At 33.6% G+C, this 24,131-nt stretch carries 11 protein-coding genes; 10 read left to right on the top strand and 1 reads right to left on the bottom strand.

Features of this window, described 5'->3' with window-relative positions; translation table 11 throughout:
* The first annotated feature begins 12 nt into the window (after positions 1–12).
* The 5 genes from ACSV4D_RS09715 (at position 13) to ACSV4D_RS09735 (ending at position 4,523) form a co-directional block, all read left to right on the top strand.
* The gene (locus ACSV4D_RS09715) at positions 13–1,335 is read left to right on the top strand and encodes a sugar MFS transporter (protein ID WP_439228129.1); all 1,323 of its coding nucleotides are present in this window, start codon (positions 13–15) and stop codon (positions 1,333–1,335) included.
* Between the two features lie 10 nt (positions 1,336–1,345).
* The gene (locus tag ACSV4D_RS09720) at positions 1,346–2,398 is read left to right on the top strand and encodes a sialidase family protein (RefSeq protein ID WP_439228130.1); all 1,053 of its coding nucleotides are present in this window, start codon (positions 1,346–1,348) and stop codon (positions 2,396–2,398) included.
* A 49-nt stretch (positions 2,399–2,447) separates the two neighbouring features.
* On the top strand, positions 2,448–2,786 hold the full coding sequence (locus tag ACSV4D_RS09725; protein ID WP_439228131.1) for an L-rhamnose mutarotase: 339 nt from the start codon (positions 2,448–2,450) through the stop codon (positions 2,784–2,786).
* A 30-nt stretch (positions 2,787–2,816) separates the two neighbouring features.
* Complete coding sequence (locus ACSV4D_RS09730; RefSeq protein WP_439228132.1) at positions 2,817–3,776, top strand: M20/M25/M40 family metallo-hydrolase; 960 nt, start codon at positions 2,817–2,819, stop codon at positions 3,774–3,776.
* Between the two features lie 84 nt (positions 3,777–3,860).
* Positions 3,861–4,523 carry a DUF3826 domain-containing protein gene (locus ACSV4D_RS09735; RefSeq protein ID WP_439228133.1) on the top strand — a complete coding sequence of 221 codons (663 nt, stop codon included), beginning with the start codon at positions 3,861–3,863 and terminating at the stop codon, positions 4,521–4,523.
* 77 nt (positions 4,524–4,600) lie between these two features.
* Here the strand turns inward: ACSV4D_RS09735 and ACSV4D_RS09740 are convergent, their stop codons facing one another.
* On the bottom strand, positions 4,601–5,323 hold the full coding sequence (locus ACSV4D_RS09740) for a hypothetical protein (protein ID WP_439228134.1): 723 nt from the start codon (positions 5,321–5,323) through the stop codon (positions 4,601–4,603).
* Positions 5,324–5,837: 514 nt separating this feature from the next.
* Here ACSV4D_RS09740 and ACSV4D_RS09745 point away from each other — a divergent pair.
* The 5 genes from ACSV4D_RS09745 (at position 5,838) to ACSV4D_RS09765 (ending at position 24,024) form a co-directional block, all read left to right on the top strand.
* On the top strand, positions 5,838–10,028 hold the full coding sequence (locus ACSV4D_RS09745; protein ID WP_439228135.1) for a two-component regulator propeller domain-containing protein: 4,191 nt from the start codon (positions 5,838–5,840) through the stop codon (positions 10,026–10,028).
* Between the two features lie 452 nt (positions 10,029–10,480).
* Positions 10,481–13,744, top strand: a complete 3,264-nt coding sequence (locus tag ACSV4D_RS09750) for a SusC/RagA family TonB-linked outer membrane protein (RefSeq protein WP_439228136.1) — start codon at positions 10,481–10,483, stop codon at positions 13,742–13,744.
* A 35-nt stretch (positions 13,745–13,779) separates the two neighbouring features.
* Positions 13,780–15,555: a RagB/SusD family nutrient uptake outer membrane protein gene (locus tag ACSV4D_RS09755; protein WP_439228137.1), complete on the top strand. Its 1,776-nt coding sequence runs from the start codon at positions 13,780–13,782 to the stop codon at positions 15,553–15,555.
* A gap of 81 nt (positions 15,556–15,636) precedes the next feature.
* Complete coding sequence (locus ACSV4D_RS09760; protein WP_439228138.1) at positions 15,637–16,686, top strand: IPT/TIG domain-containing protein; 1,050 nt, start codon at positions 15,637–15,639, stop codon at positions 16,684–16,686.
* Between the two features lie 723 nt (positions 16,687–17,409).
* Positions 17,410–24,024, top strand: coding sequence for a cellulose binding domain-containing protein (locus ACSV4D_RS09765; RefSeq protein ID WP_439228139.1), 6,615 nt, complete (start codon positions 17,410–17,412; stop codon positions 24,022–24,024).
* Positions 24,025–24,131: the final 107 nt, after the last annotated feature.

A 24,131-nucleotide genomic window follows, 5' to 3' on the forward strand; every position in this document is an offset into this window, starting at 1 on the left:
TTATATTTAAATATGAGCCAATTACATACTCAGCAGAAAAACAATACATTACTTCCGATTCTGATTATATCTGGACTATTCTTTATTTTCGGATTTGTAACATGGATTAACGGAGCCTTAATTCCGTTTATGAAAACAATTAACGAATTAACCTCGGCACAGTCTCTTCTGGTAGCTTCAGCATCCTATATTTCGTTTGTGGTAATGGCTTTACCGGCATCTTATATTTTGTCTAAAATAGGGTATAAAAAAGGAATGTCACTGGGATTATTTATTATGGGCGCAGGTGCCTTAGTCTTTATACCGGCAGCCGAAGCAAGAACTTATTGGATTTTTCTGGCAGGAATTTTTATTCAGGGAGCCGGAATGACTTTATTACAAACAGCGTCAAATCCTTATATTACCATCCTGGGACCTATCGACAGTGCTGCCAAGCGTATCGCTATTATGGGCATCGCTAATAAGGTTGCAGGAGCTTTAGGATCACTTATTTTTGGAGCTATTTTATTATCCGGAATTGATGAAATAAATGAAAAATTAACTACGGTTTCAGATGCAGAAAAAATACAGCTGTTAGACACCATGGCCGATAGTGTCGTGCTACCATACATTATTATGGCAGTAGTATTATTTATTTTAGGCATCTTAATAAGAAAAGCTCCTCTTCCTCATGTGGAAGCAGAACCTATAGATGAATCTAAGGCGGGTGAAACCACAAAAAGCAGTATTTTCCAGTTTCCTCATTTATGGCTGGGTGTACTTACACTTTTTATGTATGTAGGTGTAGAGGTAATTGCCGGAGATACTATTATTGCATACGGAATCTCATTAGGATTTCCTGCCGCTGATGCCAAGTTTTTCACCACGTTTACCTTATTAGCAATGGTACTTACTTATGCTTTAGGTGTATTTTTGATTCCTAAATACATCAGTCAGGCTTTGGCTTTGAGAGCAAGTGCTATAATCGGAATTGTCTTTTCTTTTTGTATCGTGTTCACCACCGGATTTACTTCTGTATTGTTTGTAGCTGCATTAGGAATTGCTAATGCTTTAGTTTGGCCTGCAGTATGGCCGTTAACATTAAAAGGTCTGGGGAAATTCACCAAAACAGCTTCGGCATTATTGATTATGGCGATTTCCGGGGGAGCTATTATTCCGCCTTTATATGGAAAATTAGTTGATAGCAACAAAGCAACATATATCGCACAGGGAATGAATGAAGCATTAGCTACAGCTACAGCTTCTACTAAAGGATATTGGATTCTGTTACCTTGTTATGTTGTGATTTTGTATTATGCTATTTCAGGACATAAATTAGGGTTAAAGAAAAATTAAAAATAAAATCATGATTTCTAAATTAAAATATGTAGTAATTGTGCTGGCAGGATTTTGTTTTTCCTGTGTTTCTGTTTCTAAAAAAATCAAGGCAGAACATAAAACGGAACAATTTATTACGGATAATCCTCTGACGGCTAACAGTCATGCTGCGACTCTTGAGGAAATAAAATCCAATCAGCTCTTGGCAGCATGGTTTGGCGGAAAACATGAAGGCGCTAAGGATGTAGGTATTTATACGTCAAATTATGATGGAAAAAGCTGGTCCCAACCGCAAATGTGTATTGCTCCTTTAGTAAAAGACGGCGATACTCTGCCTTGCTGGAATCCGGTTTTATATAAAAGTAAGAGTGAAAAATTATATTTGTTTTATAAAATTGGTAAAAATCCAAGGGAATGGTTCGGAGCTATGATTGTTTCAAATGACAACGGTATGAGCTGGAGTAAACCTGAATACCTGCCAAACGGAATTTTAGGTCCTGTTAAAAATAAACCTGTCGAAGTAATTCCGGGTGTTATTTTATGCGGAAGCAGTACTGAAAGTGTTACAGATAATCAATGGCGGGTACATGTCGAAACTTATACTGAAGCTACAAACAACTGGAAAAAAATCCCGGGTGAAAACAAGAAAAATTTTGATATTATTCAACCCACATTTTTGGTGCATTCGAAAAAAAATATTCAAATTTTGTCCAGAAGTAAGCACAACAAACTAATCACAAGCTGGTCTAAAGATTACGGACAAAGCTGGAAAAATACTGATAGTATTGAGGTTGTGAATTCTAATTCAGGGATTGATGCCCTTACGCTGTCACCAAAATTGTTTCTATTAGTTAACAATCCGTTACGGCAGGGAAAAGACTGGTTTAACGGTCGCAATATTCTGGACGTAGAATATTCAGGAGATGGTTTACGTTGGGAAAAATTATTCGATTTGGAAAATCAAAAAGAAGGAGAGTTTAGTTATCCTGCTGTTATTCAGACTGAGGATAAAAAAATACATGTTTTGTATACCTATAATCGAAAATACATTAAACATGTAACTTTTAATATTAGAAAATAGAAAACCGATTTTAAAAATATAAATTCCTTTTTAAAAAAAATAAAAAATTATGCAAAAATATTGTCTGGTTCTGGACTTAAAAGAAGATGCTGATTTAATTGCTGAATATAAATTATTACATCAGCATGTATGGCCTGAGGTTATAGCAAGTATAAAAGACTCCGGAATTACAAATCTGGAAATTTATAATGCAGGAAACCGACTGGTGATGCTAATTGAAGCTAGTGCTGATTTTTCTTTCGAAAAGAAAGCTGAAATGGATGCCGAAAATCCAAAAGTTCTGGAATGGGAAACATTGATGTGGAAATTTCAGCAAGCGCTTCCTCAGGCAAAGAAGGGAGAAAAATGGCTGTTAACGGAAAAAATATTTCAGTTAGATCAACAGTAATTACAATTGAATTTTGAAAATATAAATACAATGAATAAGCTTTTTTTAATTATTATACTACTTTTTAATGTTGTTACAAATGCTCAAACTGATATTAGCAGTAAGACATTTTATAAACATGATCAATTTCTGTCCTCGGATAAAATGGAAGGACGGTTTCCGGGAACTAAAGGAAATAACGATGCAGCAGCATACGTAAAAAAGCATTTTAAAAAGTATGGTCTAAAAAAGTTTAATGATAATTACTATCAGTCTTTTAGTCTTTTTGTAAAAGAAGGACTCAATAAAGTGAAATCAGATACTGTGGTTACACAAAATGTGCTGGGTTATCTGGAAGGTTCTGATGAAAATTTAAAAAATGAGTTTGTAGTAATAGGCGCGCATTATGATCACTGGGGTTGGGGAGGAACAGCTTCGGGCAGTAAAAAAAAGGATACGGTAGCAATTCATAATGGTGCCGATGACAATGCATCTGGTGTTGCGGCACTGCTTTGTATTTTAAAAGAATTATCTAAACCGGAAAACAAACCTAAAAGAAGTGTCGTTTTTATTTCGTTCAGCGGGGAAGAAGAAGGCTTATTAGGTTCCAAATATTTTATTCAGCATTTGCCTTTTGACAAAAAGAAAGTAAAAGTAATGTTGAACATGGATATGGTAGGCAGATTAAATTCGGAAAAAGAACTCTATATGGGTGGAGCAGGAACTTTTCCTGACGGCGTTGCACTAATGAAAAAAACAGGCGAAAACAGCGGTCTTAATCCTGTTGTCCACTCCGGAGATGTAGGAGGTTCAGACCATGTTTCTTTTTACAAAGCAGGAATTTCTGCGGTGGGATTTCATACAGGAGGTCATCCGCAGTATCATACTCCGGAAGATGATATTGAACTGATAAATACAGAAGGCGGCGCATTGGTTTCTCAATATATTTATACAGTTCTGAAGGCAATTGCTAACTATGATCAGCCGCTTTATTTTATCAGTCAGGATTAGTCAAAGTATATTTTTTTGGAAATAATAAAAGAAAAATTAAAAAGAAAGCCTTATTTTGCCGGATGTTTAATTTTAAATTATAATATGAAAACCAAAAAAATTAAAATAGCATTACTTATTGCCTTCATGACTGCAGGTTCATTTGTAAAAGCCCAATCTGTAGAGGCAACAGCTGATGACATTAAAAAAGCAGAGGAATGGGTTAGTGAATTGAATCTGAATAATGCTGAGAAACAAGACAGAGTAGTAAAGGTAGTAGCTACACATCTATCAACAATCAAAGACTGGCATAATACGCATCCTTTTTCTACCGTTCCGGCCGGTATCAATCCGTTAGACGGTAAGCCGCTTTCAGATTTGCATAGACAAATTATTGCCGACTCCGCAATGCCTTCAACAATACATGAAGACTTGATGACCGGACTGAGAAAAGATTTAACGGAAGAACAAGTAGCGGCAGTATTAGACAAATACACGATTGGAAAAGTTGCCTTTACGATGAAAGGATATGAAGCTATCGTTCCTAATTTAACTGCTGCCGAAAGTGCAGAAATTAGAAAATTACTGGAAAAAGCACGTGAGCAGGCGGTAGATTATAAAAGCATGAAAGAGATATCGGCTATTTTCGAAATTTACAAAACAGAAGCCGAAAAATATCTGAATAACCACGGTCGTAACTGGCGCCAAATGTATAGTGATTACACTAAAAAGATAAAAGCGGAGAAAGCAGCTAAGAAAAAAGAGTAGATTCTTATCTTCTGTAAAACAAAAAAGGTCTTTAATTCGTTGATTAAAGACCTTTTTTTAGGTAAAATGATTGGTAATTATTTAACAGTCAGGTGGCAGGTAGCCATTTTCCATATCTCATTGTAATTTTTCCCATTGTGTTCTCCTCCGGCTTTTTCTGTTTGAGAAAATTCAACCATGTAATTTCCGGACCAGATAGGAGTAAATGAAAACTCTCCGTTTTCATTGGTCCATAATTCTTTTTCCCAGCCGTTCGGAGCAATTACTTTTACTTTTTGCTCTTTGGCAACAGCCGCATTATAAGTAGCAACTGCCGTAACTTTAGTGTTTTTTGCCAGTGAAGAGGCATTTTCAGCAAATACAGAAATTTTATTAGTGTTAGCAGCAGCTTCGTTCCCTGCTAATTTATTTCCTACCAATATATTAGCACTGGAATTATAATCCAGTTTCATGGTTCCGTAAACATCTTTTACGGTATGTTGCATGACAACAGTATAAACCCCATCTTCTTCAGGAGTAAAAAAGGCCTGGTATTTATTCTCTAATGGAATCGATTTCAGTCTGATTTCTTTTTTAGAAGGACTAATGACCACCAGCGTAAAATCTTTTAAATCCGAAAACCATTTTTCTGCTTTTGTAATATCATTTTCCGAAAACTCTCCAAAATAAACGGATATTTCCTGAGGTTTTCCTTTTGTTCCGGTAGCTTTAGTTTCGATCCATAAAGCGTGAGCAAATGATTGGCTGGTAACTAACAATAAAAACGCAACCGTTATTGTTTTAAAAAAGTTTGATTTCATAAAATTGAAAATTTTAGATTGTTTAAAATAAACGCAAATATACTTTTTAAATCTTTTTATTGCAACTTATTTAGATTTAATATAAATAATTTTTTTTAAAGTTATCTGTAATTACTATTTGATGGAAAATAGTAAGGTAAAATATCCCTAATAATAGGTGGATGAGTATTTTTATGAATATAAAACGGGTACCAATACCGAACAAATGTCGAACTATTTTGTAGAGGATTTGGAGCGATTGGTTGTAATAAAATGACAAATTTTGATGAAGTTTTTTTACTCTAATTAGTTAGAGTCGTTTTATTAGTTGTAATTTTTTTGATTATGACTATCCCTTTCTCATAATCAATTATTAAGAGTGTATACAATGAAACTAGTGTTAACAGATTGTAGATGTTATAAAATTTTAAGAATATTTAATTCTATAGTAGAAAAATAGTCGCTTTTAATTTTTAATTTATAATTTTGAAAACTTCTTAAAATACCAAGATAAACTAAACTAAATTAACCATTAATGAAAAAAACAATCATTTTTTGGATGCTGTTATTGTTTATCAGCCAGTTAAGTCATGCACAATATTCCAATCTGAAATTTGAAAACTTTGATACTAACAAAGGACTTTCCAGTAGTACTAGTGTGGAAATTTTTCAAGATAGTGATGGTTTTTTGTGGTTTGGTACTATTGATGGCTTGAATAAATACAATGGTTATGAATTTGAAATCTACCGACCAATTATAAATGATATTCATTCTATAAGTAATAACAGGATTAATGCTATATCACAGGATAGCAAGGGGTATTTATGGGTGGGGACCAGCAATGGTTTGAATGTTTTTGATAAAAAAAGCCAAAAATTTCACCGAATCAATCTTTATAAAAAGAATGATAATGAAGTCAGTGTAAGAGAGGAAATTAACAGTTTATTATTTGATAAAAGCAACAACCTATTGTGGGTGGGAACTAAAAACGGATTGGTAAAAATCAGTTTAAAATCGGTAGACTATACTATATTTAAAAGTCTCGATTTTGTCCGTTATGTCCATAAGCCAAAAGATGTAAAATCTATTGATAATAATAATGTCACCAGTGTTATACAGGATAAAAAAGGAAATATTTGGATAGGTACTGAAGGGGATAATTTGCATAAGTATAATTTTAAGACAAATACATTTGAAAGAGTTAATATCGCCTTTGAAGCGGGTCAGTATCTGGATCATTTACCAAAACAAATTCTTTTAGATAATTCGGGTTATTTTTGGATTGGCAACGACTTGTCACATCTTTATTTGTATAATCCAATTACTAAAACGACTAAGAAAATAGCACCCGTAGGTCAAAGCACCCCGGTTTTTCATTTATTTCAGGATAAAAAAGGAACAGTCTGGGCAGCAACTGACGGAAGTGGTCTTTATTTATTAGACAGAAATAAAGGGGTTATACAGCATCTGATGCAAAATCAGGATGATCCTTTTTCGTTACCTAATAACCAACCTTCAAATGTATTAGAAGATAAAGACGGAATTTACTGGATTGCCAGTTATAATAAAGGGATTAATAAACTGGCTTTATTTAAATCATCCTTCGGGCATCATTTTTATAAACCCAATAGTGGTAATAAAGGCCTGAGTACTAAAATTGCCCAATCGGTGATAGAAGACAATAAACAACGTATTTGGATAGGTACTGATGGAGGAGGCTTAGATTTATTTGACAGTAAAACGGAAACTTTTAAGCATTTCAAATCGGTTCCTGGTGCTGCAAATACCTTAAGTTCTAATAAAATTTTATACTTGGCTACCGGAGATAATAATGACTTATGGGTATGTACCTGGGATGGGGGACTTAACAGATTTGATACTGAATCCGGAACGGTAAAGCGTTATGAAAACAATATTAAAAATCCTTTTTCTATCGGTCAAAATACAGTTTGGTGCGCAGTTCAGGACAATCAAAAAAGACTTTGGGTAGGTACTTCTACAGCCGGATTAAATCTTTTGGATACTCAAACAGATAAGTTTTACCAATATAAAAACCAACTTAACAATTCGGAAAGTTTAATAAGTAATTTTGTTTTTTCCTTATTTGTAGATTCTAAACAACGTCTTTGGGTAGGAACCTCTTTAGGATTATGTTATGTAAAGCTTAATCATTTGGGAAGCAGGATCCCTAAAAATATCAATTTTGAAGAAATAAAATTAAAAAATATCCAGGGTAACCGGGTTAACCAGGTAACTGAAGATTATAAAGGCAATATTTGGGTGGCTACTGATATGGGATTGTACCAGCTAGGAACTGATTTAAAATTAAAACAGGCGTATTCATCTAAAAACGGTCTTCCAAATAACTTAGTAGTAGGCTTACAGGAAGATAATAATAAGAATATCTGGATAAGTACCAAAAGTGGTTTATCACTACTAAATCCTAGAACAAAGAATATTAAAAACTTTAATATCCATGATGGATTACAGGGTTTAGAGTTTCAAAGTAAATCGATTGTTAAGACTTTTGATGGTCGAATCATAGTGGGAGGAATTAATGGTTTTAATATATTTTATCCTAATGATATTTCGTTGAATTCAGATGAAGTAAAACCTATTATTACAGATCTTAAAATATTTAATAAACGAATAAATGCTGGTGATTCTGTAAACGGAAGGGTGCTGTACAACGAAGCAATTTCAAATGTTAAAGAAATTGAATTAAAATACAACGAAGGTTATATATCATTTGGATTTGTGGCTTTGAATTATCAAAATCCGGAACGTGTAAAATATGCCTATAAAATGAGCGGTTTGGATGAAGAGTTTGTAAATGTGGATAATAACAGAGTTGCTAATTATGCTAATCTGGCTCCGGGGCTTTATGTCTTTGAAGTTATGGCAGCCATTGACGGGCAATGGAAAAATGCAGGTAAAACCAGTATTTTGGTAAGGGTACTTCCTCCATTTTGGAAAACATGGTGGGCATATATCTTATATCTTACATTTCTTGTTGCTTTAATATGGTTTGGACTTGATTATTATACCAATAAAATTAATGAAGAGAAAGAACATGAATTAGATCAGATGAAATTACGCTTTTTTATCAATGTTTCTCATGAATTCAGAACCCCGCTTACTTTAATTTTAAATCCGGTAGAAAAGATTTTATCCCATTTTAATGATACCGAAGAAGTCAAAAAATCAGCTCTGATTATTCAAAAGAGTAGTAAGCGATTGCTTTATTTGGTGGATCAGCTTTTGGATTTAAGAAAAATGGATTTGGGTAAATCCCGTTTAGAACTTTCTAATATAGATATTGTTGCTTTTGCCAGAGATACTTTTTCTCTTTTTGAAGATTTAGCTAAAAAGAAGGATATCCGTTTTGTTTTTCAATCTGCATTGAAAGAGTATTACGGACAATTTGATCCGGATAAAATAGAAAAGATGCTGGCTAATTTGTTGTCCAATGCGATAAAGTTTACCGATAATGGTGGAATAATTACGCTTTCCTTATCCGAAGTGATGATTTCAGAAAAGAAATATAAAAAAATGTTCTTTAGTCCAACAAATCAGGTAAAAGGGATTCAAATTCAGATTTCCGATACAGGTATTGGTTTTAAAAAGAAACAATTGAAGGAAGTGTTTCAACGTTTTTTTCATGCTGATTCCAGTAAAACAGGTACAGGTATTGGGTTGAATTATACTAAGAGCTTAGTCGAATTGCATAAAGGAAATATTACAGTTGAAAGTCAGTATAAAAAAGGAACTACTTTTTCGATTATACTCCCTGTTGATTTAAAAGCAGTAGTAAAACAAAAGCAGTCGGATAGCTGGAATTCACAAGGAAAAGAAATGAATGCAATTCAATCTGCAGAATATGAAATTGCTATTTCAGACGAAAAAATGAAACCGGATTCACTGGCTTCTAATAGTGAAAATAAACCACTGATTCTTATTGTAGAAGATAATAAAGTGCTTCGTAATCATCTTAAGAGTGAGTTAAAAGAGTTTTATCAGGTAAAAGAAGCTACGAATGGAGCAGAAGGTTTGGAAAGAATCAGAAGGTACCAGCCAAATATGGTTATTAGTGATGTGATGATGCCAAAGATGGACGGGTTTGAACTCTGTCAACAGCTTAAAACTGATTTTGAAATCAGTCATATTCCTATTTTATTATTAACAGCCAGAAATCTGGATGAAGATATGATTAGAGGCTATCAAACCGGAGCTGATGCTTATCTGTCTAAACCTTTTAATATGGCAGTACTTAAAACCCGAATTGATAATTTGCTTGAAGCCAGAAAAAGATCCAGAGAGCGTTTTGCTGCTATTGGAGGGATAGTTGCTTCTTCTGAAATTACGATTAACTCATTAGATGAACACTTTTTGGATAAAGCTACCAAAGTAGTAGTGGATAATGTCAGTAATATCGATTTTACCTTGGATGATCTATTAGGAAGTCTGGGAATGGGTCGTTCGCAATTTTACAGAAAGATTAATTCTTTGACAGGACAAAATCCGAGTAATTTTATTCGAACTATTCGCTTAAAATATGCTTCCGAAATGTTGTTAACAAATCAATATTCGATAAAAGAAGTGGCACTAAATTGCGGATTTAATTCTACAGCTTATTTTACAAAAACCTTTAAAGAAGTTTTTAAAGTAACCCCTACACAGTATATTCAGAATCAAAAAAATCTGGATGAAACTACTGAAGAATAAATTCAATAACATAATATTTTGCTAAAAAGGCTCCGTTTTAATTCAAAAACGGAGCCTTTTTTTAAATATTTATTTAAGGTGTTTTACTGGAAAATCCTTCATATAAAAAAAGATTTTAAAATTTTTTTTTCAAAAGTTAATAGGTTTTGAAAGCTTGGAAGTCTTGTAAAACAAGAGAAAACAGAGAAATGGTCGATAAGTTATACAGTTTGGATTATAGCTTATACACTGCTTTTTTTTTAATATATAATATTGTAATGCTATTCCAGTCATTATGATAAAATTAATGATTAAAAATTATGAGTATTAAAATTATTAACCTGAAAAAAATAATTAAATGTAAAAAGGACTAAATTTCATTACCAATTTCGATTCACTAATTTAAACGTGAATTCTAATAAAAAAAACTAATAACTAAATCAATTAATTAATAACGAAAAAAACAATTCATTATGAGAATAAATGTTTTGAATAAAACCGAATTATGGAACAGATTAAAACCGTCTTTGGTTTTATCTTTTCTGGTTTGTGTTTCTTCCCAGTCATTTGCTGTTAATAATGGGAAATTTAATCTGGTCGAAAAATTTTCTTTAAATACCTCTCAGCAACAAATTACAATTAAGGGAAAAGTAATATCTGCCGAGGATAATATGGGTATTCCGGGAGTGAATGTAAATATAAAAGGAGTAGCTGGCGGAGTAAGTACAGATATCGACGGTAATTATACTATCAGTGTGCCTTTATCAAATGCCGTTTTAGTATTTAGCGCTGTAGGTATGAAAAGCCAGGAAATTAAAGTTGGAAATCAAACAATCATGAATGTGACTATGGCTGCTGATGTTTCTACATTAAATGAGGTAGTAGTTGTAGGATATGGTACTCAGAAAAAAGCTACTTTAACTGGTGCTGTGGAAGTAGTAAGCTCTAAGGCTTTTGAAGATCGTGCTGTTACAAATGTAGGTTTAGCTCTGCAAGGACAAACACCAGGATTACTGGTTACCAGATCTTCCTCTAGACCAGGAAATGAAGGTATAAATTTTCAGATACGTGGTGCAACTTCAGTAAATGGAGGAGAGCCTTTAGTAGTTATTGATGGAGTTCCTGCAATTAATTTTTACTCATTTCAGAATATGAATGCAGATGACATCGAAAGTATTAGTGTACTGAAAGATGCTGCTGCGGGTATTTACGGTGCTAGAGCAGCTAATGGAGTTATTTTAGTAACTACTAAGAAGGGAAAAGGCAAGGTAAGAATTGATTATAGTAATAACATTCGTTTTACGGTAAATGGGATTACTGGATATTCAGCAACAGGAAGGGAGTATGCATCCCTTTGGTTAGCCGCAAATAAGGAAGAGGCAATTCCAAATTGGTGGGGTTGGGCTACTAAAGAGAATATGGAGAAAATGGCCGCTGGAGACGAAGGCATTTATACCACTCAATTTTGGGGGGATGTTTTTATAGGAAAAGGAAATCGAATCGATGAAATGTTTGCTCAACGCGTTTCGTATCAGCATAATTTAAGTATTTCTAATAATACTGACACTATGGGATATCGTTTGTCTCTTGCTTTTGCTGACAATCAAGGAAACTTAGCAACAGCTTATGATGGACAAAAGCAATACAACTTCCGCTTTAATTACGATTATAAACTGTCAGAAAGAGTAAAGTTAGAAACAGGAATTAGTTTTGTTAATGCCATTACTAGTGCACCTTCAGTAGGATTGGACGGTTCCCTTTATGCTCAAGACATGCCTTTCTTTCCAGCTAAGAACCCTTACGGACAATGGAATGCTAATTTTGGTAATGTAGGAAACAGAAATGCAGCTGCAGCTACTTCAGATGGGGGACGTTTTGACAAAAATTCTTTAACAGGTAGATTAGATATGAAAGCTACTGTTAATATTGTTAAAGGATTAAATTTTGAAGGTATAGCTTCTCTTCAAAATGAACAGTATAGAGATGAAAGATATGTAAATCCAGTGCAATTGTATGATTGGTATGGTAACAAATCAGTAGAGAACCTTTCCAGTACTGTACAAAGCGCTTCTAATGTAGGTTATAAAAGTAGTACTTACAATTCTTTGTATCAATATTATGAAGGAAGATTAAGGTACGATTTGACATTGAATAATCTTCATAATTTTGCTGCTATGGTAGGAATTAATGCAGAACATACGCAAGTAAATACTTTATCCGGTAGCCGTGCTTTTTTTACTGATCTGGGAATTTATGATTTGAATGCTGCTGATGCTACAGCAACCAGTTTAGGTAATGGAGGAGGTAAATTTCATAACGGACAATATGCTTATATTTCCAGATTACAATATAATTATGATGAAAAATATCTTGCTGAAGTTACAGGGCGTATTGATGGTTCTTCAAAATTTGCTCCAGGATATAAATTCAAAAATTTTGGATCAGTATTAGTAGGTTGGGTTTTTACTAAAGAAAAATTTTTAGAAGGTATTCGTTCAGTTGTAAATTTTGGAAAAATTAAAGCAACTTATGGAGTATCAGGAAATAATGTAGGTATTGGTAATTATGACTATATCTCGGCCATTAATAATGGTACAGTTATTTTAGGACTTCCTGCATCTTCGCAAGCATCTTCTTCTTTAGCAGCTAATGGATTAATAAGTAGAGATAGAGAATGGGAAAGAGTATCTCAAAAGAATATTGGTATTGAACTGGGTTTTTTAGATAGAAGACTTTCTGCGGCATTTGATTATTTTGTTAAAGACAATAAAGGAATGTTAGTAAATGTAGACTATCCATCAGTATTAGGTGGTGCAGCTCCTAGAACGAATAATGGAGAACTGAATGTTAAAGGATGGGAAGCAGTAATTACATGGAAAGACAGAATTAAAGATTTTTCATATAATGTGTCTTTCAATATAGGTGATACGCGTAGTCTTTTGAAAGATATGCAAGGAAGAGATAATTATACGCCAGGAAAAATTAGCAATGTAGTAGGATACCCATTAAATTCTTGGTTTTTGTATCAAACCGATGGCTATTTTAAAAATCAGGCTGAAGTAGATGCTTATTATGCGCAATATGCTGCAGGTGGAGCAGATTTATCTCCTGTGCCAGTAGGATCAGCTTCTGGTTTAAGACCAGGAGATACTAAGAGAATTGATTTGAATGGTGATGGTGTTATTACGGGAAATGGGGGTAATAACACTAATAATGCAAGTGATCTCAAGTACATGGGAGATGCTAATCCACATTATACATTCGGAATTAATTTAGGAGGAAACTATAAAGGATTTGATTTAAATGCTTTTTTTCAAGGAGTTGGCAAACAGCAAATTATGCGTTCCGGTTTTCTAGCCTATCCTTTTGCGGTACTTTCAACTAATCAACCTACTAGTTTTGAAGGACGAACTTGGACTGAAGAAAATCCGAATGCCGAATATCCTCGTTTGACAGTAAATTCAAATAGAGCCCGATGGAATTATGCAAACAATGATTTTATGTTAGAAAACAATGCTTATATCCGTTTGAAATCTTTGGTTATAGGATATACATTACCTAAAACTATTACAGATAAAATTAGATTAGAAAAAGTAAGATTTTATTTTTCAGGAAATGATTTATGGGAAACCTCTAAAATTAAAGATGGTTATGATCCTGAGATGGGAGAGACTACTCAAAATGTGGGTTATCCTTTTTACAGAACCCTGTCTTTTGGTATTAATGTAGGTTTATAAGCAAATTAATTTAATAGTAAAATAATAGAAATAATATGAAAAGATTTATATATATGACTTTGATAGGAGGGCTTTCATTAGGGCTTTTCTCATGTCAGGATGACTATTTGGATTTAGATCCTCAAGATCAATTTACAGATGTAGTTTATTTTAAAAAGCCATCTGATTTTAAAGCATATACAGGGGATTTTTACAGCCAATTGATGGGATGGAGATCACCTTATGGAGGTAATACAGTTTATAATAATATGGATTTTTCTTCTGATTTGTCTAATTATTTTAATTTTCAAGCGGATGTAGGTCGTGGTACAATACAAATAGTAAATGATGATAATCGCTGGAATAATCCATATTCATGGATTAGAAAAATCAATATCCTATTGTCAAAAGTCGATTCCTATCCTGGTAACGTTAATGATATTGCACCTTATGTTTCAGAAGCCTATTTTTTTAGAGCAAATGCTTATTACAGCTTGTTAAAAACTTTTGGTGGTGTTCCTATTGTAACAGGAGTACTTGAGGTTAATTCACCAGAATTATTCGGACCACGTAATAGTCGTTATGAAGTGGTGGATTTAATTTTATCGGATCTAGATAATGCTATAGCGAATCTGCCAACAGAACAATCTATTCCTGGTGCAGATAAGGGACGTATTAGTAAATGGGCTGCCAAAGCCTTAAAAGCAGAGGTAGAATTGTACGAAGCGACTTGGCGAAAATACAATGGAACTTCAACTGATTTTGAAGGTTCTACAGGTCCTGCTTCAGATCAGATTGATACTTTTTTAACTGATGCTGTCAATCAATGTAAAGATATCATGGATAATGGAGGGTATGAGTTGTGGAATTATAACAGTAATACCTCTATTGCAAATCAGAGTTATTATTATTTATTCAACTTAGAAGATGCAGGAAGTAATCCTGGAGGATTTACCAAAGCGACTAACAAGGAATTTATTCTTTATGGTGTATATGATGTTGTTTTGAGAACAGGAAATCAAAATTTATCCCTAACATCTCAAAACTCAGGATCAAGCAGAAAAATGATGGATATGTTCTTGTGCACCGATGGTTTACCAGCTTCTAAATCTCCATTGTTTCAAGGATATCATGCAATAGGGGATGAATATAAAAATAGAGATTTGAGAATTTTAGGCTATATAGGCGTTACTCCTACTACAGCACCTATCACTAATGGAGTGGCGGGGTATGGAAATAGAAAATTTGTTTCGTATCAATATGGAATCTATAGAAATGCAAATCAAGAGTCACCTAATTATCCTATTATCCGGTTGGCAGAAGTGTATTTAATGTATGCAGAAACTTTGTTTGAAAAAAATGGAACAATTTCAGATGCTGATTTAAATCTGTCAATTAATAAAATTAGAGCAAGAGCAGGTGTTGCCAATTTAACTAATGCCTTGGTTGCAGCTAATAGTTTAGATATGTTAACTGAAATTAGAAGAGAAAGAACTTTAGAGTTGTATAAAGAAGGATTTCGGTATGATGATTTGAAACGTTGGGGTATAGCCGAAGCAGAGTTAAATCAATCTACTTGTGGTCAGGTAGTAGGTGATGCTTCTTACACTACAGCATACAGAGACGGAACAGGTGCTGCAACTGCTGCTTATAATCCGTCAGCTTATGTTTGGGGAGAAGAAATTGTTCAAACAGCTAAAGGACCTTTAAAATGTGTGGTTATCGACAGTAAACTAAACCGTAATTTTTCAAAGAAAAACTATTTATGGCCTTTACCTCAAAAACAAAGAGATTTAAATCCTGCTCTGAAACAAAACCCAGGCTATAACTAACAATATGAAATTGGCAAGTTTACTATTGGTTAAACTTGCCAATTCTAAAAAATATAATTATCCAACTTAATTTTTTTAATTATGAAAATAGTATTAAAATTTAGCATCAAATTGATGATGTTAATTGGGACTCTGATTACTTTTACAGGTTGTCAGGAAGAAGATGCCAATTTTAAAATTTATGAGTATCCAGAGTTTTCAGTAACAGATTTCTCACCAGTAACTGCCAGACCTACACAAGAATTGACAATTAATGGTTCTAATTTTGGAACATTAAAACCAGCTGTAACTGTTTATTTTAATGGTATAGCTGTACCTCAGGCAAATATAGTGAGTGTTGTAGATGATAAAATTATTGTTACCGTTCCTGATAATACTCAAAGTACAGGTCAAATAACGGTAAAGGTTTGGAAATATACTAAACCATTATTATCAAGCGATTTTACTTTTATAACCGGAGGACAAGTTACCAGTGTTTCACCATTGTTAGGTCTAGAGGGAGACTTAGTTACTATAGTTGGGAAGAATTTTGGAACTGTAAAAAATGATATAAAAGTAGCTTTTGGTGGAGTATATGGAGAAGTTATCTCCGTTACTGATACCCAAATTCAAGCAAAAATTCCAGTAGGCGGTATTACTGGTACTATGAATGTATATGTTGGTTTACAAAAAATTGATGCCGGATTTTTTCTTGTAGATGCTGAAAAGATAACAGGTACTATCATTGGTACGCCTGGATCTTGGAACAATAATGCTAATGCTACAATTGCTGCAGCATTTGATGGAAATACTTCAACGTTTGTTGATGGAGCGGCAGGGACAACTTATTATTTGGGATATGATTTTGGAGCAACTGTTAAGGCAAAACTAAAAGCAGTTCGTTTTTATCCTAGAGCAACTTTTGCTTCTCGAATGTTAAATGCTAAAATTTATGGTACAAATGATCCTACTAAGGTGGGAACTAATGGAGGAACTCTTTTAGCTACAATTTCAGTATTACCATTGTATGCATGGAATCAACTAGTAATTTCAGACACTTCAACTAGTTACCGTTACATTTATTATTTCAATGATACTGCTGGAAATGGTAATAATGTAGCTGAAATAGAATTTTATGGTAAAAAAGAATAGAATCTCTAGAATTTATCCAACCTATCAGGTTAATAAGGTAGGTTGGATTTTAATTAAATGAAAAATAGCATCATGATTTTTTTTAATTTTTATTAAAACTATAATGATATTAAGTCTTATGCGGTAGTAATTCTTTGGATGAAGATAATCCAAAAACACACCCGCCAGCTATAGTACCTCCGCATTACTCCTATCCCAATTAACCGTAACAAGACATTTTACATCCACGGTTATTACATACTCAAGCCGATTTTAATCGGATAAAAAGTAGAGTGGATGCCAATATTGAACCGTTGATTTTACCAACTAGTCAGGATTTTTTAGAAAGACACAATGCAGCTTGTTTTTCTCATTATTGAGCTAATTGGGATATGTGATTGTACTTTAATTTATACTTTGAAATAATTTGATAATAGTAAGACTATTGGGTTTTAAAAAAACTCAATAGTCTCATTTTAGTTAATTATTAACCGCGTTTTACCTTTAACAGTATGCAAAAACAACTACTTTAATTTCTATTTATTTTTTTAATGAATAGTATGATTGTCTTTTTTAATAGTCTTAAAATACTGACTAGATATTAAAATCTGTTTAAGAACAGACCACTTTTTAATTTATTTCAAGAACAAAGTATCAAGTCCATAAATTCTCTTATCTATTGTATTATTTTAAAATATATAGAATTCACTATTAACAAACCACAAATTATAATTTTTTAAAACCATGAGAAAACTTAATCCAATTCTATTACTTGGAATTTTGTTGCTATTCTTCGGATTTAATCCATCCATAATAGCACAAAAGACATTTGTCCATCCAGGGATTCCTTTTACCCAATCTGATTTAGATCAGTTGAAAACAAATATATCCCAAGAGCCTTGGCTTTCGGGCTATAATGCTTTAAAAAATGATTATAGATCGCAGCTTTCTTACACAATGAGAGGTCCTTTTGCGACAGTAACCCGGGCACCGGATTTAAACAATGGTGCATGGAAAACAGATATGATTGCTATCCATAACTTAACTTTTATGTATGTTTTTACAGATGATGAAGCTTATGCCGCTAAAGCTACTCAAATTTTAGATGCTTGGGCTACTACAAATACTGTTTGGGGTGGTGGAGAGAACATGCTTGATATTGGAGATTATGCACCTTATTTTATAACAGCTGCTGATATTTTAAAGAGTACCTATCCCGGATGGACAGCTGCTAATACTACTCATGTTAATAATTATTTTGAAAATGTACTCTATCCTGCATCTTGGGTGCCAAATCCACTCAGGGATTGCAATAAAGGAGCTATCCAAATCCAAATTGCTTTAGGGATTGCAGCTTTTTTAGACGATGAAGTAAAGTGGAATCAAGCAATTGAATCATATAGAATGGAAGCGGGGGCAACTTTACGAAATAGTTTGCCATCGGGTCAATTAGGAGATACAGGCAGAGATGATCACTGGTTTGGACAGGCCTGGGCATTGGCTTGGGATGCTGAGGTTGCCTATAAACAAGGTGTGGATATGTTTGCTGAACTTGATAATCGTATGCTGGCTATAGGAGAGTTATACAATCATTATGCTATAGATCCCAGCGGATTAACATTTACTCCTTATGGTGGTTATTCAGTGTATTGGACCAATGGCTGGGGAATAAGTACAGGATCCCGAAAACAACACCCATTCAATAACGTTATACAGGCTGCCTATTCACTACGTAAAGGAATTCCAACTCCGTATACAGATCAAATGCGAACATTAGTTGGTGAAGGTGCATGGTCATTTTTATACTTAAAATCATCGGATAATTCTACAGCGACCGCAATGACTCCAATTGTTTATCCATCTGAAAACGCTGTGCCAACAAATTACTTTAGTAATACTGACATTGGTGTTACTGGTATCAAAGGAAGTGTTACTTCTAATGCAGGAATTTGGACAGCAAAGGGGGCAGGTTCATCAGCAGCTAATTCCAATAACTTTACTTTTAAATCTATAAAAGGAGATGCTGCCATTATTGCTAAAATTGAGAATAATTCTATTAGTAATGCGGTGTCGGGATTAATGATTCGGGAGTCGCTGTCAACTAATTCAAAATATGTGTCGATTAATTTCAATCCATCAAATACTATAAATGTAAGTAGTTCAGGAGCTACGGCATCAAGTGGTGCTTACACACATTATAGTACCAGTTCATCTTGGTGGCTTAAATTAGAAAGAGTTGGAAACAGAGTATTTGTATATCATTCAGCAGATGGAAATATATGGACAAATATTGCTTTATCGATTATTTCACTTCCAACAGATGCTTATATAGGTTTTTATACAGCATCAAGAAATACTTCGGCTTTAAATACAGCTACATTTAGTAATGTGGCTGTCAATAATACTTATGCTGTGGGCTCTCCTGAAATAAATAGTGTGACCTCAGCAACAGCTACTTTAGAAACCTCTTTTAATTTTAATGTTACGGCTATTAATTCTCCCACTTCTTATGCTGCAACAGCTTTACCTAATGGGTTAAGTATTGATTCAACTACGGGTATTATTTCTGGAACACCTACTACTGTTGGTCAAAATATAGTCCTTTTAGAAGCAACAAATACTAGTGGAACTGGTAAAGCAGCACTGGTTATTAATGTTCTAAGTAATCAGACTCCAGTTGCTGTTAACAATTTATCGGTAAGTTCTGTTAATTCTATGATTAAACTTTCATGGACTGCCACTACTAATGCTACGAGCTATGTTGTCAAGCGTTCATTGACTTCAGGAGGTCCCTATACAAACATTCAAGCTGATATTACAGGTACTTCATTTATTGATCCATCACCAGCTTATGAGGTTAATAATTATTATGTAGTAACAGCTTTGATAGGTGAAAATGAAAGTACAATATCCAATGAAGTTTCTGGAGCAATTGCTCCTGCGGTTCCCTCTAATTTAGCTGCTGTAAATAATAATGGGAATGTTAATTTAACTTGGGATAGTGCTGATGGGGCATCAGTATACAATATCAAGCGTGCTACAACTAGCGGAGGTCCTTACACAGAAATTGCTTCTGTATCAATACCAGCCTATACGGATAATAATGTTACTAATGGTACTGCTTATTATTATGTAATTAGTTCAAAAGGAACTACTCTAGAAAGCGCAATTTCATCAGAGGTATTTGGTAACCCAGGGACAAGTAGCTTAATTTGGAATAATACTCCATCAACCAATACCTTTAATGCTCCAAATAATTGGGTAGAAAATGTTGTTCCTACAAGTCCAGCTATTTTGACTTTTAAGAATACGGAAACAAATGTGATAAACAATGATATAACAACTTTAGATGTTTCAAGAATTATGTTTGCTGACGATGCTGTAAACTATAATATTGAAGGAAACAGTATCAACTTGAAAAGTGATTTAATCAATAATTCAGTCCAAAATCAAACACTAAGTTTACCTATTATTATTGACAATCAGTTGAATGTAAATTCAAAAAACAGTAGTATTGAGCTTAATGGTGTGGTAAGCGGAACAGGTAGTTTACTTAAAACAGGTACTTCAGCGCTTATAATGTCAGGAACAAATACTTATTCTGGTAATACTATTATTCGTGGAACAAAAGGATATGTTTGGGGTTCTACAGATGGAATTCAAGTGTTAGGTATTGGAACTGGTGTATCTGGAGTTCCAACTTCAGGTCCTTTAGGTACTGGAAAGATTATATTAGAAGGAGGTGCTTTATATACTGGTTCAACTACAGCTGCAGCTACACTTTATAATGATATTGAAGTAACTGCAGGAAATTCAGGCTATTTTTATGAGCGTCAAGGGAATTTGAATTTGTATGGCAAACTTTTAGGTAATGGTACAATTTACAATGATGGCTCTGATAATTATGCTAATATTAGTCTTTATGCTAATAATAGTAGTTTCACTGGAACATTCATAACAAAATTACGTAGTGGAAATCATCGTATGGCATTTATGGTTCCTGAATCAGGAAGTGCAAATGCGGCTTGGCTTTTAGATGCTCAGGGTGCTGATTGTCATAGAATTATGTTTGGATCAGGAGTACTGGAGTTTGGTTCTCTTGCCGGGAGGGGAGGAATTCGTTGTAATGTAGCGGGAACACCTGTTATTAGAATTGGAGCATTGAATACGAATACAAATTTTAGTGGTACAATAGCTAATGCTGCCGGAACATTGTCCGTAGAAAAAGTAGGAACAGGAATTTTAATTTTTTCTGGAAATAGCACTTTTGGCGGAGCAACTACAATATTAAATGGAACATTTTTATTGAATAACAATGGTTCAACGGGTACTTACAACAGTCCCATTATTACTCAAAACGGAACATTTGGCGGAAACGGGAGAAGTACAAATTCTGTAACTATTGGAGCTAACACTATATTAGCACCTGGAACTGACGGAACAATCGGGACTTTCACAACAACAGGACTTGTTACACTTAATCCTAATGCTACTTATAAAGTTGATGTGAATAATTCAGCTGTTAGTTGTGACAAAGTAATTGCTGCTAATATTACATTAAATCAAGCCAATTTGGTGTTAAATAACTTTGTAGCAGGAGAGTTGCCTTTGGGAACAACATACACCATTTTAGAGAACTCTGGTTCTGATGATGTAGTAGGAATATTTAAGGATTTGCCAGAAATGACTTTGATAAGTATTAATAGATATGATTTTCGAATTACTTATAAAGGGGGTACTGGTAATGATATTCAATTATTGGATGATCGAATTGTGCCTATTGTTATTACTAGTACTACTGAAGATATTACATTAATAGGGCAACCATTTAATTATACTATTACAGGAATTAAATCACCTAACAGTTTTACTGCTACTGGACTTCCTATGGGATTAAATATTGAAACAACTACTGGTGTGATTTCAGGAATTCCAACAGAGTCAGGTATTTTTTCTATTATTCTAACAGCTTCAAATGAGAACACTACTGCTACAGTTACCTTTAAGTTAACAGTACAAAGTACAACTGTAAATGGTGTTATTGTGGCGTCAGGGGATGCTAAAAATACTATAGAATGGAATCCTATTCAGGATTTTAGTTACAATATTAAACGTTCAACTACTTCGGGAGGACCTTACACTACTATTGGGACTACTGTAGGAACAGCATATACAGATACAGCTGTCAATAACGGCAGTATTTATTATTATGTAGTTTCTGCTGTTGATGCTATTGGAGAAAAACCAAATAGTACAGAAGTTCTTGCTACACCAAATTTAGGGCAAGTTTCCTATCTAAAATTTGATGAGCTAAGCGGTACAAAATGTATTGATAGTTGGGGGGCGAATCACGGAATATTGGCAAGTACTGCAAGTCGTAGTACAGGTAAATATGAAGAAGCACTTAAATTGGATGGTACTGCGAACTCTTATGCTACCCTTCCAACTGCTATAGTAAGTACATTGAATGATTTTACAATTTCGGCTTGGGTTAAAATGGATGCTTTGGCCAACTGGATGCGAGTATTTGACTTCGGGACAGGAACAGCAAAATATATGTTCTTATCAGTTCAAACAGGAAGTGCTGGTTCTATTCGTTATGCAATTAAAAATGGAGGTAGTGAGCAGGGAATTACTCATAATTTTACTACGCCGATTAATACATGGACACATTTTGCTGTAACTCAGTCAGGCAATACTTGTCGTTTATATATTAATGGAATTTCAGTAGCCAATAGCACTGGAATTACTATAAAACCTGCAACAATAGGAAGTACTAATCTAAATTATTTAGGTAAATCTCAATGGAATGATCCTATGTTTAAAGGAGCAATTGATGAATTTAAAATTTACAGCAGAGCATTAAGTGATTTAGAGATAGCTCAAAGTGCTAAATTAAATCAAACGATATCATTGGCTGCTGTTGCTCAAAAAGAGATGGGTGATGCTGATTATTCTCCCGCAATAGCTAGTTCAGGATTGACAGTAAATTATACAAGTTCTAATTCGGAAGTCGCTACAATTGTAAATGGTAAAATCCATATTGTAGGTACTGGAATTACCAGTGTAACTGCTTCTCAATCGGGAGATGAAACTTATAATCAGGCAGCCGATGTTAGTCAGACTTTAACAGTTACTGCTACTTTGAAAGTGAAATACCAAGATGGAGATAATAATTTGACAAACAATCAAATTAAACCTAATTTAACTATTTATAACGAAGGTGCTCTTGCTATACCTTATGATGAATTGACTCTTCGTTATTGGATAACTCCTGAAAATTACACGAGTATTAATACCTGGGTTGACTATGCTCAAATAGGCAATAGCAAAGTGAAAATGAAATATATAGCTTTACCTGAACCAAGAAACGGTGCTTTTGGTTATGTAGAGTATAGTTTTGAAACGACTGCCGGAAATTTATTAGCTGGCGATAATTCGGGTCAAATACAGTCCAGATTTGCTACTAATAATTGGTTTAATCAGAATGAAAATAATGATTATTCTTATTCTAATATTAATGGTTTTAATGAGCGTATTACAATGTATCGTAAGGGACAATTAGTTTGGGGGATTGAGCCTGACGTTATACCTGCAGTAGTAAAACTAAAAGCATATACTGAAACAAAATCAAATGCTTCAACAAATACTATAAGTACCTATTTAAAAATTAATAACGAAGGTAATGTTCCGGTTGCTTATGGAGATTTAAAAGTGAGATACTGGTTTACCAAAGAAGGTACAGCGAATTTAAATTACTATTTAGATTATTCTGCTTTAGGTAATTCGAATATAGAATCTGAATTTGTTGTATTGAATCCTATTCAAAATGGGGCTAATACCTACTTAGAATTAGGATTGAAAGCCAGTTTGGGTACTTTTTATCCTTCAAGCAGTACAGCTAATATTCAATATAGAATTACCAAAACAGATTGGTCAAATTTTAATCAATCAGATGATTATTCATATAAAAATAACACAACAATGGCATTGAATGATAAAGTGACAATATATTATCAAGGTCAATTAATCTATGGAACAGAACCATTGATTACAACTAGTAGCAAAACTTCAACAGAAAAGCAATTAAAAGACATTACAATTGATAATAATGAAGAAAAAGCAGAAAGCGTTATGCTTTATCCTAATCCTGTTATAGATATATTAAATGTAAAAGTGAATAAAATACATACGAATGCAAAACTTGACCTATATAATTTTTTAGGAATAAAGGTAAAAACACAAGCTTTGACTAATGTTTTAGGATATATGTCTTTACAAGGATTGCCTTCAGGTTTATATTCATTGTATATTACAAATGGAAGTGACAGTATTGTGAAAAAGGTTATTAAAAAATAAATCAATTAATTTTAAAGCCGACTCTTGTCGGCTTTGTTATTTATAAAATAAATTAAAATCTTCATGCTTTAAAAAAATTATTGATTTTTAAGTGTTGAATAAAAATA

It is taken from the genome of Flavobacterium sp. ARAG 55.4 (assembly GCF_051846875.1).
GTDB lineage: Bacteria > Bacteroidota > Bacteroidia > Flavobacteriales > Flavobacteriaceae > Flavobacterium > Flavobacterium plantiphilum.

What these genes read in the sequence shown, in the direction of transcription:
- ACSV4D_RS09740 (WP_439228134.1), bottom strand. Translation starts at nt 5,323, where the DNA reads ATGAAATCAAACTTTTTTAAAACAATAACGGTTGCGTTTTTATTGTTA.
- ACSV4D_RS09715 (WP_439228129.1), top strand. Translation starts at nt 13, where the DNA reads ATGAGCCAATTACATACTCAGCAGAAAAACAATACATTACTTCCGATT.
- ACSV4D_RS09730 (WP_439228132.1), top strand. Translation starts at nt 2,817, where the DNA reads ATGAATAAGCTTTTTTTAATTATTATACTACTTTTTAATGTTGTTACA.
- ACSV4D_RS09750 (WP_439228136.1), top strand. Translation starts at nt 10,481, where the DNA reads ATGAGAATAAATGTTTTGAATAAAACCGAATTATGGAACAGATTAAAA.
- ACSV4D_RS09735 (WP_439228133.1), top strand. Translation starts at nt 3,861, where the DNA reads ATGAAAACCAAAAAAATTAAAATAGCATTACTTATTGCCTTCATGACT.
- ACSV4D_RS09765 (WP_439228139.1), top strand. Translation starts at nt 17,410, where the DNA reads ATGAGAAAACTTAATCCAATTCTATTACTTGGAATTTTGTTGCTATTC.
- ACSV4D_RS09720 (WP_439228130.1), top strand. Translation starts at nt 1,346, where the DNA reads ATGATTTCTAAATTAAAATATGTAGTAATTGTGCTGGCAGGATTTTGT.
- ACSV4D_RS09725 (WP_439228131.1), top strand. Translation starts at nt 2,448, where the DNA reads ATGCAAAAATATTGTCTGGTTCTGGACTTAAAAGAAGATGCTGATTTA.
- ACSV4D_RS09755 (WP_439228137.1), top strand. Translation starts at nt 13,780, where the DNA reads ATGAAAAGATTTATATATATGACTTTGATAGGAGGGCTTTCATTAGGG.
- ACSV4D_RS09745 (WP_439228135.1), top strand. Translation starts at nt 5,838, where the DNA reads ATGAAAAAAACAATCATTTTTTGGATGCTGTTATTGTTTATCAGCCAG.
- ACSV4D_RS09760 (WP_439228138.1), top strand. Translation starts at nt 15,637, where the DNA reads ATGAAAATAGTATTAAAATTTAGCATCAAATTGATGATGTTAATTGGG.